This is a genomic window from Sivoneniella epilithica UHCC 1019, assembly GCF_040830845.1.
Lineage (GTDB): Bacteria > Cyanobacteriota > Cyanobacteriia > Leptolyngbyales > Leptolyngbyaceae > ULC077BIN1.
The window spans coordinates 61,136-73,752 of sequence record NZ_JBFPDP010000007.1; the positions used below are offsets into that span (position 1 = coordinate 61,136).

Sequence of the window (12,617 nt, forward strand, 5' to 3'; positions counted from 1 at the left end):
AAGCGTCCCAAAGGATTTGGATGAAGAAACCTTGGGTCGCTTTCCTGTAAAGGAGGGGGGCAGCACAGCGCGATCGCCTTGGTATTTGGGCATTGATATTGGCACAACCGCAGTATCTGCTAGCTTATTTAATCTAGAGACACGCCAACACTCCGCGATCGCGTGGGTGAAAAATACGCCACACGATCAGTTATCGTGGTCGGCGCTCCCGTCTGAATTGCCCAGTTTCAAGCCCTATTTCAACAGCGCGATTCCTTATTTCTCACCCATCACGCAGCAATGGGAACCGCTGATTGTGCGATCGCCTGATCAACATAGCCCCCTAATCCAGGTTCAGCACCAGTTAATGACCCTACTAGCGACTTTGAGATCGGCTGATTCTAGCTGGAGTTGCACGGCAGAAGGGCTGGATAATTCAGCTTTTCAATTGGCGCTCCAACAGCTTGCAGGTATCGTGGTAAATCAACCCATGGGCGCATCAGATGCCTATCGGTTCAACATCCGAGAGGCGGTGTTGGCAGCCGGATTAGTTAGTCAACCAGACAACATTTTTTTGCTTGAGGAAGGGGTTGCTGCCCTGCTCGCAGAACTGCATCAGCCGAGTACCCTGCCTAGTATGGAAACAACTGGTACAGGAACCACCATTTTGCAGTCCCCTGTCACGACCCTAAATGGAGGGATACTTGTCGTCAGCGCTGGAGCCACCACCACAGAACTTGCACTCATACGGATGGCTCAAGTAGGAGTTAATTTAACCCGTGCCGAGGTGCAGCAGCGTCGCCTTCCGTATGCAGGAAACGCGATCGATCAAGATATTATTTGCCAACTACTCTATCCCATGGGCAGCGATTGGGACGATTTAAGGTTAGAACCTTTAGATTTGCCCTTACCGGGTGAACCCGATTTGGAAGCTCGCCGTGTCTTACAGCAGCATTTAGAAGGAAGCCTTCACGGGCAAAAACGATTAAATGCCGTTAGGAAAATTAAGCCGATTCTATGTCAGCAGGATGTTGGAGCGATCGCCGGCAGTTCTCAAACAGCCCTCGAGTATGAAGATTTTTATAGTTGGGTGCTGTCTCCTTACTTACAGCAGCTTAATCGAGAACTGAATTTGCTATTGAGCCAAGCGGGAATCACCCCAAATCAGATCCAGCGAGTCGTCTGTACGGGCGGAACGGGTGCCATTCCTGCGATCGCCCAATGGCTCCAACAAAAGTTTTCTCAAGCGCAGACTGTACAAGATGTGGCTGACTCAAACAGCGCTCCTACACGCGATCGCGTTGCCAAAGGACTCGCGTTGCTGCCATGCTTTCCTCAAATACTAGACAGCATTCGGCATCAATACAGCGATTATTTTTTACTGCGAAAGTTGCTAACAGTGCCAATTCAAGCAACCGAAGCCTTGTCAGCGAACCAAATTTTGCAGCGATTAGAGCAGCGCGGCGTGAACGTTGCCGCCTGTAAATCTACCCTGATCGGCTTTTTGGATGGACAGCTACCCACTGGACTAGTGCCCTCCAAAGCCACGAAACTGTTCACACTAGAATCCAGCCAAAACGCTGATTATCAAGCATTGACAGCGGCTCCACTCTTTTCTTGCCACGATCGCCACTATCGACTCAATCCACAACAGCGCGATCGCCTGTGGCATCATCTACAAACCATTCTTGCCAAGACTCATCAAACTCTCGAAAACCCCTTGACCGTTGGAATTAAGAAAGTAGAGCGCAGTAAATAATAAATGCAGTAGATCAAACGTCAACATTGACTATCTGGCGTTGCTGATTGCAGCTATGATTTCCCTCATCCCCAACCCTTCTCCCCAAGGAGAAGGGAGCTAGAAATCTTATTCCCTCGCCCGTTGGGAGAGGGCTAGGGTGAGGGCACATTTAGGCGTTCATAGATCAATTCAGCAACGCCGACTATCTTTCAATAATCCAGAAAAGCGGTCTTTAAGCTGCTCGAAAAAGTTGCCTTTACCCGGTTGAGGAAGCTCTGCGAGTTGAATCGGCTCATCAGGAAACTGTTTTAACTGATAGCCATATTCCAAAAATTGCTGATGCTTTTTAAGCACGGGAAACAGCCGAAACGCACCTTGTAATAGTTCAGATTCCTGTTGGGCGATCGCATGATTAATCTTGTTCAGCCGACTCACAGCCAGCGACCCGACTGGATACCAAGTTTTTTTATCTTTAATCCGAATAAAAATATTGAATTCTGGCAAACCATCTGCCTTCATCTTGTCGTACTGCTGAGCCGCTTCCCCGCGCACATCAGCACTTTTTGAAGGTTTCTTGGGCTGTTTTGGCTGACCAAACCCATTACTCATAAATGATGCTTTCCTTCTGTTTATTAAAATGTTTAATAAAAGTTTACACCTTTAGCGACCTTCGAGATCGCGCCCAATTCCTGACTATTTCCTATTTTTCTGCAAAGTCCGTCAAAATAGCAGAAGTGGCAGCATGAATTAATTCAAACTCTATGAATGCACCCCGGCGGAATCGCGCCCGTGTTCTCACCCCCGATGGACTGAAGCAGTTACGGGAACGAGTGCGATCGCACGAAAACGAAGAGAACTCAGGCTGCAAGTATACGCTGGAAAAGTTGGGCGAGTTGACTGGGCTAGATCCTGAAACCGTAAAAAACGTTTTGGATGGCAACGGCTCCGATAAACGAACGATCGCCCGTTGCTTTGAAACCTTTGGCTTAACCCTGACCGATAGCGACCATAGCCCAGCGGCTCCACCACCAGCGGCACAGGCTGATCCGAATTTTGTTGGACGGGAGGGCGCGATCGCCGATCTGACCGCGCTGGTGAGCCGGAAGGCAAACCTGATTGTGATTCAGGCGCGGGGCGGCGTGGGCAAAACCACCCTGGCACGAAAATATCTCCAGCAAGAATTTGGCTCCTACCTGGAGTTTCCGATCGCCAAGGAAACCAAGGATATCGCTTCAATTGAAGGGCTGATTGAAGAAAAGCTGCGACAACTGGGCGAAGAACCAGGGCGCGAATTTTTGGTGTCCCTCGATCGGCTCAAGCGTAAACTGCAAAGCGATCGCATTGGCATTTTGATTGACAACCTGGAACCTGCCTTAGATTCCACCGGTAAATTCATCGAAGCCCACCGCCGATATTTAGAACTGCTGCGCGTTTTGAATGATCCGACCGTGCAATCCCTGACGCTGATCACCAGTCGAGAACGCCTGCGAGAGCCTGCGATTACAGTTCACCATTACGGACTGAAAAGTTTGGATCTGCAAGCTTGGTCGCAGTTCTTCCAAAGCCGCAGCATTCAACTTACGCCCCTCTCTTCCAATGCGAGTGAGAGCGCTCTAGCGGCTTTGCATCATGCCTATGGTGGCAATGCCAAAGCGATGGATCTAATCAGCGGCGTGATTTTGGAAGATTTCTCTGGAGAAACAGAGGCATACTGGCAGGCAAACCAAAACGATTTGCTGATTGAGCGCGATTTAGAAGACTTGGTGACGCACCAATTCAATCGCCTACAACAGCTTGATCCAGATGCCTACAATCTGCTCTGCCGCATGGGTTGTTATCGCTATCAAGATGTGCCAACCGTGCCCATAGAAGGGCTATGTTGTCTACTGTGGGACATCTCAGAAAATCGCCATCGCCGAGTAATTAAATCCTTGCAAGACCGCTCACTGGTTGATTGTAAAAATGGAGAATTTTGGTTGCATCCAGTGATCAGAGCAGAGGCGATTAGTCAGTTAAGAGTAAGGCAAGATTGGGAAACAGCAAATCGCAAAGCAGCAGAATTTTGGGTAATGTCTGTAAGTACATTTGAGACATTACAGGATGCTCGAAAAGCATTTGAAGCTTGTTATTTTTACATAGAAATTAGTGATTTTGAAAAAGCTAGTGCTGCAATTTTAGAAGAGAGAAGAGCCAAATACTCTAGATTTGGAAGTACTGAATCTCTCGGTCGAATATTTCATAAAATTGGAATGTGTAGTCAGGCAATTACCACTATAAAACTGGTTGCACAGAATATCTTGTCTAGTTCTTCTCTTGCACTAATTTACTCTATTTTAGGAGATTTATATTCATCTCTTGGCGATTTACATGAAGCCATAAAACATTACGATCAATCAAAAATAATTGCTTCAGAGGCAATAGCTAAATCATCTCCGAATTGTCAAAATCTTGCTGAAGATAGTTTTCTTGAAAAACTTAAATTAACAGAAATGCATTCTTTCTTCAATATTGGAATTTGCAGAATATTTCTTGGGGATCTTCATGAAGCTGCAAGGATTTTTGAAGATGGAAATTCTCTTTTTAGAGATAAGAGTTGGTCTATTTATTGTGATTTTGATGTCAATAAGATTATTTTGTTCTATTTGGCTTTTCTAAACTCTTGTCTAGGTTTAACTAAAGAGGCTTTTCAGATATCTGAAAAGCTTTATGAGGAGATCTTTCAGGGTGACCTACCTAGATGGGTCACGGAATATAGACTTTTTTTTCTTGGCAAGGCATACAGCAACCTAGAAGAACTTAAAAAGTCTTTTAGAATATATCGAAAAGTACTCTCTCTTGCTGAAGAAACAGATTTTACTCAAGTCAAAATAAGAGCTACTTATAGTTTAGCAGAAATTTATAGAAAACAGGGCAACTTTCAACAGGCAATTTTGTATCATTTTGATTCAGTTAAGTTAGCAGACCAGATAGGAGCTAGACATGATTTAGCTGAAGCTTATTATCAACTTGGATTGACCTTTCAAGCAATGGATGAAGATGAGAAAAGCCAAGAAAATTTTCAAGAAGCGATTCGGGTATTTAGTGAAATGGAAGCGCCGAAGCAGGTGGAGAGAGTGAGGAGATCAATGAAAAATGAAAAATGAAAGATGAAGGGAAGTGATGAATATGAAATTGGCTGAGTCTTCGGCTTAAAACTCAAGTTAATCAGTGGAACTTAATTTGAAAATAATAATGAAACCGATTAAAAAGCAAATTGTTACTGATGAATCGATGCGTCCTGTTGCAGTTCTGATTGACTATCAAGATTGGCAGGCAATTGAAAAAATTCTGGAAAACTACCAACAGCAAGATACACCATCTGCATTGGCTGCTTATGCGGGTGTGATTCAACTTACGGTCGATCCTCTAGACTATCAACAGCAAATTAGAGATGAATGGGAATGAATCATTCTCTAATGGTGCTTGATACAAATATCGCTCTGTATTACCTGGGTGGACGCTTAACAGATCCCTTGCCCGATGGTTTATATCATGTTTCCATAATCACTGAGATGGAATTACTTTCCTATCCCAATCTTAGTCAAGCAGAAGAACAACAAATATGTAGCTTTTTGGCTCAACTGCTGATTGTTGCCATTGATGAGCCAATTAAAAAAATGGCGATCGATCTTCGCAAACAATATCGACTGAAATTGCCTGATGCGATTATTTCAGCAACAGCCCAGTCTCTCAAGGCACTCTTATTAACGAATGATCTCAAGTTATCCAGCATTCCTATACTACAAACACAATCATTACCCATCAAATGAATGCTCTCTTTCAGACGACTAGTTTAAAAACTCCTAGCAGCTATTACATGCAACTTCTGAATGAATTTCCACCACGTTCGATCGCAAATGATGCGAAGCTAACAGCAACCCAAGCTCGAATTCATTTAATCATCGATCGGGGTAAGCTGACCCAGGACGATCGCGATTATCTAAAAGTATTAGGAATGTTGGTCTATGACTATGAAGAACACCATGAGCCAATGCCCAAACTCAAAGGCGCTGAACTGCTCAAAGCCTTGATGGAAGAATCCAATCTTCAACCCAATGATTTAGTTTCCATTTTGGGAAACGAGTCTGCCATTTTAGAAATTCTGGATTATAAAAGCCAACTGACAGAGGAGCAAATTCAAGAACTCGCTTCATTTTTCCATCTATCTCCTGCTGCTTCCTTTGCCTGAGTAAGTCAGTGTGTAATAAAACAGGTGAGAGAAGATCAATGCAAAATTGAAAACAGCTATTGAATGGATTCCATCACCACCGCTACACCGACGATGCAGAGAACGATAATGGCAAATTTCATGAAGTACTGTTCAAGTAACGCCATCAATAGGGTGATCAGTGGCATGAATCCGACGATGCCGAAAAACAGGAAAGCAATGAGCAAGCCAAACAGACTCAGCAGAAAATATTTGAATACTTTGCTGGCAAATCTGAGCAGCCAGTCCTGGTGATAAAAGTTTTTCATCCTAACTTCCTTGGTTTGGGGCTGATGCTGTCAGTATGCGATCGCCCAACAGGTCGAACCAGGGAACATACAGCCGTTAATCGCGAAGTTAGGAGTTTTTTGAGAGGAGCGATCGCGGGATTTGAGCAGTCGGCTTTTCAGCGCTTGGAGGATTTAGCCTTTAAAGTTGCACAACTGCTTAAAATCGGGGAAATGCGCTTATCTTCCAAAAACTCAAGTAAGCCCGTACTATGTGACACTGGCGATCGATTGAATTGCCTATCGGGATAGATAAGCGTAGTATTTGAAGAAGATAATGTTGCTACAAATATTGATATGAGTCGGCTCCTCAACCTCTTTTCATTGCTGATAGTTGCAAAGAATTTCTTACGACTTACATTTCAGCGGCTGTGTCTATCAGTCTTGCTAATTTTGCTCGTCACACAACTGATGACATTGCCAGCTAGCGCGACCAGTTTATATGAAATTCCTGACTTGCCAGAGGATACCTGGGTGATTGACAAGGCTGAAATCCTGAGTCGCAATACTGAGGGTAAACTCAGCACTACTTTCTCTGAGATAGCCGCTCAGTCTGGTTTGGAAACTCGCATTGTCACCATTCACCGATTGGATTATGAAGAGACGATCGAGGGATTTACCGACAAGCTGTTTAAGCGGTGGTTTCCTACGGCGGAAGAGCAAGCAAACCAAACGTTGCTGGTGATTGATAATGTGACGAATAATACTGGAATTCGCACGGGAGAAAAGGTGAAATCAGTGATGCCCGACGCGATCGCCACGAGTATCGCTCAGGAAACCGTTTTGATTCCCCTGAAAGAAGGCAACAAATATAATCAGGCGTTTCTGGGTGCAGGCGATCGCTTAGTTGCCGTGCTTTCGGGTCAAGCCGATCCAGGTCCTCCGGCGGTAAAAGATACTGTGATGGTAGAAGGCACGTTTGCCACGCCCGAAAAAACGAAAGAAAGTAATGCCACCGTTTGGGTGATTGGCTTCCTCGCTGCTGCAACTATTATTCCCATGGCAACCTACTACTTTTATCAATACATGGGTTCCCGTTAAGTAGAAGCTAAAACCGGAGTAAAACGTTAGAAGATAAGCTGATTGCCCAGAAAAGATTGAATGAGAAATTGGTTTTACGAGTGGTCTATCGAGAATATGAATCGTTTATTCTCATTATCACGCTCTATCCAGGGAGGCGAAGCCGATATGAAAAAGATTAGCTACAGTCAAGATGTTGATGCTTTGCTAGTTGAGCTATCCAATGAGCCGATCGCTTATGCAGAAGACGATGGGCAGGTGATTCTACATTACTCTGATTATGAAAAGCTAGTTTTAATTGAAATTCTAGATTTCAAGAAATTTATTTCGGATGATGCAGTCCTGGCGAAAGTGCCCGATTCTGAGCCAGAACGCTATGATCACTTACTCACAGGCGAACCATTTCCTGCAATGAGTACTGGCAGCCGCCCAACCCAACCGTTGGAAGGCGATCGTGGACTAGAGTTAAATCAAGATAGCTGAGATAATGGTTTCAGCAGCTTTTCTTTGCCAATGCAGGAGCCACGTATGAGCCGTTCTAGTGCGCCTTCCATGACTCAATCTTCTCAACCCTTTGATTACAATGCAGTGCCATCGATTCCGGCAATGTGGGCGATCTCTGCCCAGCGCTTCAGCACAATTGTTGCAGTGCAAGATTTTCATAGTGTGCCGCCCGTCACCCTGACTTATACGGCGCTCCATCAGCAAATGCAGGAATTTGCCGCTGGATTGCAGGCGTTAGGGGTAAAAGTAGGCGATCGCATTGGCTTGTTTTCTGACAATAGCCCCCGGTGGCTGATTGCCGATCAAGGCATTATGACAGCGGGTGCGGTGAATGCGGTGCGCGGCTCCCAAGCAGACACAGATGAGTTGCTGTTTATTTTGGAAAATAGCGGTGCGACGTTTCTGGTAGCAGAAGATTATGCCACCTTTAAAAAGTTGGGCGATCGCCTATATGATCTCCCTATTCAGGCGATCGTGTTGCTATCCGACGAAACGCCCGACGAAGATGAGCGGCTGAAAATCTTGAATTTTCCCCAACTCTTAGAACTGGGTATTGGGCAAACACTGCTGCCACTGTCTACCCAGCGAGATGATTTAGCAACGCTGATGTATACTTCTGGCACCTCTGGCAAACCCAAAGGCGTAATGTTGAGCCATGGTAATTTACTCTCGCAAGTGGATGGGGCAGGTCGGGTTGTGCGGGTACAGCCAAGAGAGCGGGTTCTGAGCATTTTGCCCGTATGGCACTGCTATGAACGGACGTTTGAATACTTCATTTTTGGGCATGGTGCTACTCAGGCATACACCAACATTCGCCATGTGAAAAAGGATTTGAAGGATTTTAAGCCGCACTATATGGTGGCAGTCCCTCGCCTGTGGGAATCGATTTGTGAAGGGGTGCAAAAGCAATTCCGAGATCAACCTGCGAAAAAACAGAAGCTTGTTCAGTTCTTTTTACAGGCTAGCGATCGCTTCATCCGGGCGCGTCGCACGTTGCAAGGGTTAGATCTGGAAAATCTCAATCCATCTACCCTAGATCGAGTAACGGCACTGATCCAGATTGTCCCCTTTGGAATTTTGCACGCTCTGGGCGATCGCTTAGTGTATAAAAAAATTCGAGACGGCGTAGGGGGAGAAGTCAAGTATTTCGTCAGCGGCGGTGGTTCCATTGCCGAACATCTGGAAGATTTCTTTGAAATTGTTAGTCTGGAGATTTTGGGTGGCTATGGGCTGACCGAAACCTCACCGATTACCCATGTCCGTCGCCCCAATCGCAACCTGCGGGGTGCCGATGGGCAGTCGTTAGTTCAAACGGAAACGCGGATTGTTAACCCCGAAACACGCCAACCTGTGGCGATGGGTCAACAAGGTCTGGTGCTGCTGCGTGGACCTCAAGTGATGCAGGGCTATTATCAAAATCCCAAGGCAACCCAAAAAGCGATCGATGCAGAGGGTTGGTTTGATACGGGCGATCTCGGCTGGATGTCAGATCAAGGCGATTTGATTATTTCTGGACGCGCCAAAGATACGATCGTTCTAACCAATGGCGAAAACATTGAGCCGCAGCCGATTGAAGATGCTTGTCTGCGGAGTGCTTACTTAGATCAGATGATGCTAGTGGGGCAAGACCAAAAGGTGTTAGGGGCGCTGATTGTTCCCAATATAGATGCCTTGGAAAAGTGGGCAGCGGCACAAGGATATACGCTACAAACGGCAGACTTGGAGAGTAAAAGTCAAGGCTCCGAGAAGCTATTAACCTTGGACAGTAAGCTAGTGCAAGATTTGATCCGGCAGGAACTCAATCGTGAAGTCAAAAACCGCCCCGGATTTCGCCCGGACGATCGCATTGGACCATTTCGTCTGATATCTGAACCATTTGCGATCGACAATGGATTGTTGACCCAAACTCTAAAAATTCGGCGAAATGTTGTGATGGATCGCTACCAGGGTATGATTAACGAGATGTTTGTTTGATTCCATAATGTCCTGCTCAATAGGCATTGTACGGCTGGCTAAACGATGATTGTTGGGCTACTTCTGCCTGCTCATACGTGTAAAGCTCTTTTCACCTAAACATCTTTTTCTCTTGACCTTTAATGAAGCGTTTTATGGATGTCTCACCCTCTCAATTAATTCTAAAGCGTTCTGTTAATGTAAAAGCGATTGTTACGCCCCGCTGGAAAGAAGAGGCGCAGCAACAACTGCAAGACCAAATTAATCAGATAGATAATCAGCTTCAACAGCTTGAAATGCAGGCGCAGCGAATGATTTCTGAGATTCAAAAACAAAGTTTGCAACTGCCTGGTTCTGAAGGCAATCAGCAAATTGAAAGCATTCAAGGACAAGTTAATCAGAAGAAAAGCGAATTACTGGAGCAAAAAAATCAGGTTTTGCAACAGCTTCAGCAAGTTCAAGTTTTAGAGATGGATCAAGAAGTCAACCAAGGACAAATCGATAGCGTTTTTCGGGTTGAGTTGGGAGATAACTTGATTGAAAAAATGCAGGTTGAACTGCTGCTGCGTGATGGCATGGTTGAAGAAATTCGAGGTATGGTTTAACCAGAGCTATTTTCTTCTAGACAGGGAGGATAGCAAGTCATAAACTGACTTCCCCCATGATTGCTGTCCCTCCATAAACCCGCTTGCAAGTGTAACCGAGGCGCACCTGCCCCCTTCTGGTGGGGTAGTTTATCGTGGTGTCAAAACTCAAAACTCAGAATGCTACAACCGCCCCACTAGGTACGGTAAATACTCCTTCATCAGAAACCATAATTGAGACGACTATGGAAGGAGGAGTGCTGAGCTATGGGAGAAATCGATTAATAAACGATGATTTCCGGGTCTTCTCATGATTATCAATTGTGACAAGTGAACAGCCCCTTAGATATTTTTAATCTCTCGCAGTAGTTGATGGAGCCGAAGTAGCAATGGCAAAAGTCGTCGGAATTGACTTAGGTACAACAAATTCGTGTGTAGCGGTGATGGAAGGTGGCAAACCCACTGTTATTGCGAATGCGGAAGGCTTCCGAACTACGCCTTCTGTAGTCGCTTTTGCAAAAAATGGCGATCGCTTGGTGGGTCAAATTGCCAAACGCCAAGCCGTGATGAATCCTGAAAATACTTTTTATTCAGTAAAACGGTTTATTGGTCGTCGGTTCGATGAAGTTGCCAATGAGCTAACTGAAGTTTCCTACAAAGTTGTGAATGTCAACGGTAACGTCAAAATTGATTGCGTTGCTAAAGGTGAGCAGTTTGCCCCAGAGCAAATCTCCGCTGAAGTGCTTCGTAAGCTGAAAGAGGATGCTAGTAAATATTTAGGTTCAGATGTCACCCAAGCCGTAATTACTGTTCCTGCTTACTTCAACGACTCCCAGCGCCAAGCAACCAAAGATGCCGGAAAAATCGCTGGCTTAGAAGTTTTACGGATCATTAATGAACCCACCGCTGCTTCGCTGGCATACGGCTTGGATAGAAAGAGCAACGAAACTATCCTTGTGTTTGACTTGGGCGGCGGCACCTTTGACGTGTCTATCCTAGAAGTGGGCGATGGCGTGTTTGAAGTGCTGGCGACCTACGGTGACACTCACCTAGGCGGCGACGACTTTGATAAAAAAATCGTAGATTATCTGGCAGACGAATTCCGCAAATCTGAAGGAATTGACCTCCGTAAGGACAAGCAAGCTCTGCAACGCCTGACTGAAGCTGCCGAAAAAGCCAAGATTGAGCTATCCAGCGTCACTCAGGCAGAAATCAACTTGCCTTTCATCACTGCAACTCAAGATGGTCCCAAACATCTGGATACTACGCTGACCCGTGGCAAATTTGAAGAACTTTGTGCCGATTTAATCGATCGCTGCCGGATTCCCGTAGAAAACTCGCTGCGGGATGCCAAGTTGGGTAAAGAAAGCATTGATGAAGTGGTGATGGTGGGCGGCTCTACTCGCATTCCCTCCATTTTGGAACTGGTTAAACGTATTTTAGACAAAGAACCTAACCAGACTGTTAACCCTGATGAAGTGGTTGCGGTTGGCGCAGCCATTCAAGCAGGTGTATTGGCAGGCGAAGTGAAAGACATTTTGCTGCTCGACGTTAGCCCACTTTCCCTGGGGGTCGAAACCTTGGGCGGCGTGATGACCAAAATTATTCCTCGCAACACCACCATTCCTACCAAAAAATCTGAGGTCTTCTCAACGGCAGTGGATGGTCAAAGCAACGTGGAAATTCACGTTTTGCAAGGTGAACGGGAGATGTCGAACGATAACAAGAGCTTGGGAACCTTCCGTTTAGATGGCATTCCTTCGGCTCCCCGTGGCATTCCTCAGATTGAGGTAATTTTTGACATTGATGCCAACGGTATTTTGCAAGTCACCGCCAAAGACAAGGGCACTGGTAAAGAGCAATCGATCAGCATTACCGGCGCTTCCACGCTACCCAAGGATGATGTGGAGCGCATGGTGCGTGAAGCTGAGCAAAATGCTACGGCAGACAAGGAACGCCGTGAAAAAATTGACCTGAAAAACCAGGCAGACTCCCTGTGTTATCAGGCAGAGAAGCAGCTTGCCGAACTCGGTGACAAAGTTTCTGATGATGACAAAACAAAGGTTGAAGGGTTGATTAAAGATCTCAGGGACGCGATCGCCCAAGACGATAGCGATCGCATCAAAACCCTCACCACTGAACTTCAGCAAACTCTATATACCATTGGTAGCAGCATTTATCAGCAAGCCGATGGCGCAACGGCTCCGGGTGCAGAAACTCCTGATGCTGATGCTGGAGCTAGTTCCTCCACGGGTACTGAAGAGGATGTGATTGATGCTGACTTCACCGAAAGCAAATAAAGC

13 protein-coding genes are annotated in these 12,617 nt (G+C 45.8%); 10 read left to right on the top strand and 3 right to left on the bottom strand.

The features are described from left to right. The first annotated feature begins 16 nt into the window (after positions 1 to 16). Positions 17 to 1,738, top strand: a complete 1,722-nt coding sequence (locus AB3R30_RS06540; RefSeq protein WP_458648350.1) for a hypothetical protein — start codon at positions 17 to 19, stop codon at positions 1,736 to 1,738. Positions 1,739 to 1,909: 171 nt separating this feature from the next. Here the strand turns inward: AB3R30_RS06540 and AB3R30_RS06545 are convergent, their stop codons facing one another. Together AB3R30_RS06545 and AB3R30_RS06550 are read right to left on the bottom strand one after the other, a co-directional pair. Further along, complete coding sequence (locus tag AB3R30_RS06545) at positions 1,910 to 2,329, bottom strand: HHL1-like protein (RefSeq protein WP_458648351.1); 420 nt, start codon at positions 2,327 to 2,329, stop codon at positions 1,910 to 1,912. A gap of 186 nt (positions 2,330 to 2,515) precedes the next feature. Beyond that, complete coding sequence (locus tag AB3R30_RS06550) at positions 2,516 to 2,881, bottom strand: hypothetical protein (protein ID WP_458648352.1); 366 nt, start codon at positions 2,879 to 2,881, stop codon at positions 2,516 to 2,518. Between AB3R30_RS06550 and AB3R30_RS06555 the strand changes: the two genes are divergently transcribed. The 4 genes from AB3R30_RS06555 (at position 2,860) to AB3R30_RS06570 (ending at position 5,948) form a co-directional block, all read left to right on the top strand. Continuing rightward, positions 2,860 to 4,863 carry a tetratricopeptide repeat protein gene (locus AB3R30_RS06555; protein WP_458648353.1) on the top strand — a complete coding sequence of 668 codons (2,004 nt, stop codon included), beginning with the start codon at positions 2,860 to 2,862 and terminating at the stop codon, positions 4,861 to 4,863. The genes AB3R30_RS06550 and AB3R30_RS06555 overlap by 22 nt on opposite strands. An 88-nt stretch (positions 4,864 to 4,951) precedes the next feature. Next, positions 4,952 to 5,164 (top strand): hypothetical protein, encoded by a 213-nt coding sequence (locus AB3R30_RS06560; RefSeq protein ID WP_458648354.1) that lies wholly within the window; start codon positions 4,952 to 4,954, stop codon positions 5,162 to 5,164. Continuing rightward, positions 5,161 to 5,529: a type II toxin-antitoxin system VapC family toxin gene (locus AB3R30_RS06565; RefSeq protein WP_458648355.1), complete on the top strand. Its 369-nt coding sequence runs from the start codon at positions 5,161 to 5,163 to the stop codon at positions 5,527 to 5,529. The genes AB3R30_RS06560 and AB3R30_RS06565 overlap by 4 nt, the downstream gene beginning before the upstream one ends. A gap of 47 nt (positions 5,530 to 5,576) precedes the next feature. Further along, positions 5,577 to 5,948 (top strand): helix-turn-helix domain-containing protein, encoded by a 372-nt coding sequence (locus tag AB3R30_RS06570; RefSeq protein ID WP_458648356.1) that lies wholly within the window; start codon positions 5,577 to 5,579, stop codon positions 5,946 to 5,948. Between the two features lie 56 nt (positions 5,949 to 6,004). On the opposite strand, the gene AB3R30_RS06575 is transcribed toward AB3R30_RS06570, so the two are convergent. Continuing rightward, positions 6,005 to 6,235: a hypothetical protein gene (locus AB3R30_RS06575; protein WP_458648357.1), complete on the bottom strand. Its 231-nt coding sequence runs from the start codon at positions 6,233 to 6,235 to the stop codon at positions 6,005 to 6,007. Positions 6,236 to 6,664: 429 nt separating this feature from the next. Between AB3R30_RS06575 and psb32 the strand changes: the two genes are divergently transcribed. From psb32 to dnaK, 5 genes are all read left to right on the top strand, one after another. Continuing rightward, the gene (psb32, locus tag AB3R30_RS06580; RefSeq protein ID WP_458648358.1) at positions 6,665 to 7,294 is read left to right on the top strand and encodes a photosystem II repair protein Psb32; all 630 of its coding nucleotides are present in this window, start codon (positions 6,665 to 6,667) and stop codon (positions 7,292 to 7,294) included. 147 nt (positions 7,295 to 7,441) lie between these two features. Further along, positions 7,442 to 7,756, top strand: a complete 315-nt coding sequence (locus AB3R30_RS06585) for a DUF2283 domain-containing protein (protein ID WP_458648359.1) — start codon at positions 7,442 to 7,444, stop codon at positions 7,754 to 7,756. Positions 7,757 to 7,801: 45 nt separating this feature from the next. After that, a complete protein-coding gene (locus AB3R30_RS06590) occupies positions 7,802 to 9,751 on the top strand; it encodes an AMP-dependent synthetase/ligase (protein WP_458648360.1) in 1,950 nt (649 codons plus the stop codon). A 134-nt stretch (positions 9,752 to 9,885) separates the two neighbouring features. Further along, the gene (locus AB3R30_RS06595) at positions 9,886 to 10,335 is read left to right on the top strand and encodes a YlqD family protein (protein ID WP_458648361.1); all 450 of its coding nucleotides are present in this window, start codon (positions 9,886 to 9,888) and stop codon (positions 10,333 to 10,335) included. A 368-nt stretch (positions 10,336 to 10,703) separates the two neighbouring features. After that, positions 10,704 to 12,614, top strand: a complete 1,911-nt coding sequence (gene dnaK / locus AB3R30_RS06600) for a molecular chaperone DnaK (protein WP_458648362.1) — start codon at positions 10,704 to 10,706, stop codon at positions 12,612 to 12,614. Positions 12,615 to 12,617 lie beyond the last annotated feature (3 nt).

Excerpts from the sequence above, each read along its gene's own strand:
- AB3R30_RS06560 (WP_458648354.1), top strand. The coding sequence starts at position 4,952 with ATGAAACCGATTAAAAAGCAAATTGTTACTGATGAATCGATGCGTCCT.
- AB3R30_RS06595 (WP_458648361.1), top strand. The coding sequence starts at position 9,886 with ATGGATGTCTCACCCTCTCAATTAATTCTAAAGCGTTCTGTTAATGTA.
- AB3R30_RS06575 (WP_458648357.1), bottom strand. The coding sequence starts at position 6,235 with ATGAAAAACTTTTATCACCAGGACTGGCTGCTCAGATTTGCCAGCAAA.
- dnaK (WP_458648362.1), top strand. The coding sequence starts at position 10,704 with ATGGCAAAAGTCGTCGGAATTGACTTAGGTACAACAAATTCGTGTGTA.
- AB3R30_RS06545 (WP_458648351.1), bottom strand. The coding sequence starts at position 2,329 with ATGAGTAATGGGTTTGGTCAGCCAAAACAGCCCAAGAAACCTTCAAAA.
- AB3R30_RS06590 (WP_458648360.1), top strand. The coding sequence starts at position 7,802 with ATGAGCCGTTCTAGTGCGCCTTCCATGACTCAATCTTCTCAACCCTTT.
- psb32 (WP_458648358.1), top strand. The coding sequence starts at position 6,665 with ATGACATTGCCAGCTAGCGCGACCAGTTTATATGAAATTCCTGACTTG.
- AB3R30_RS06565 (WP_458648355.1), top strand. The coding sequence starts at position 5,161 with ATGAATCATTCTCTAATGGTGCTTGATACAAATATCGCTCTGTATTAC.
- AB3R30_RS06570 (WP_458648356.1), top strand. The coding sequence starts at position 5,577 with ATGCAACTTCTGAATGAATTTCCACCACGTTCGATCGCAAATGATGCG.
- AB3R30_RS06585 (WP_458648359.1), top strand. The coding sequence starts at position 7,442 with ATGAAAAAGATTAGCTACAGTCAAGATGTTGATGCTTTGCTAGTTGAG.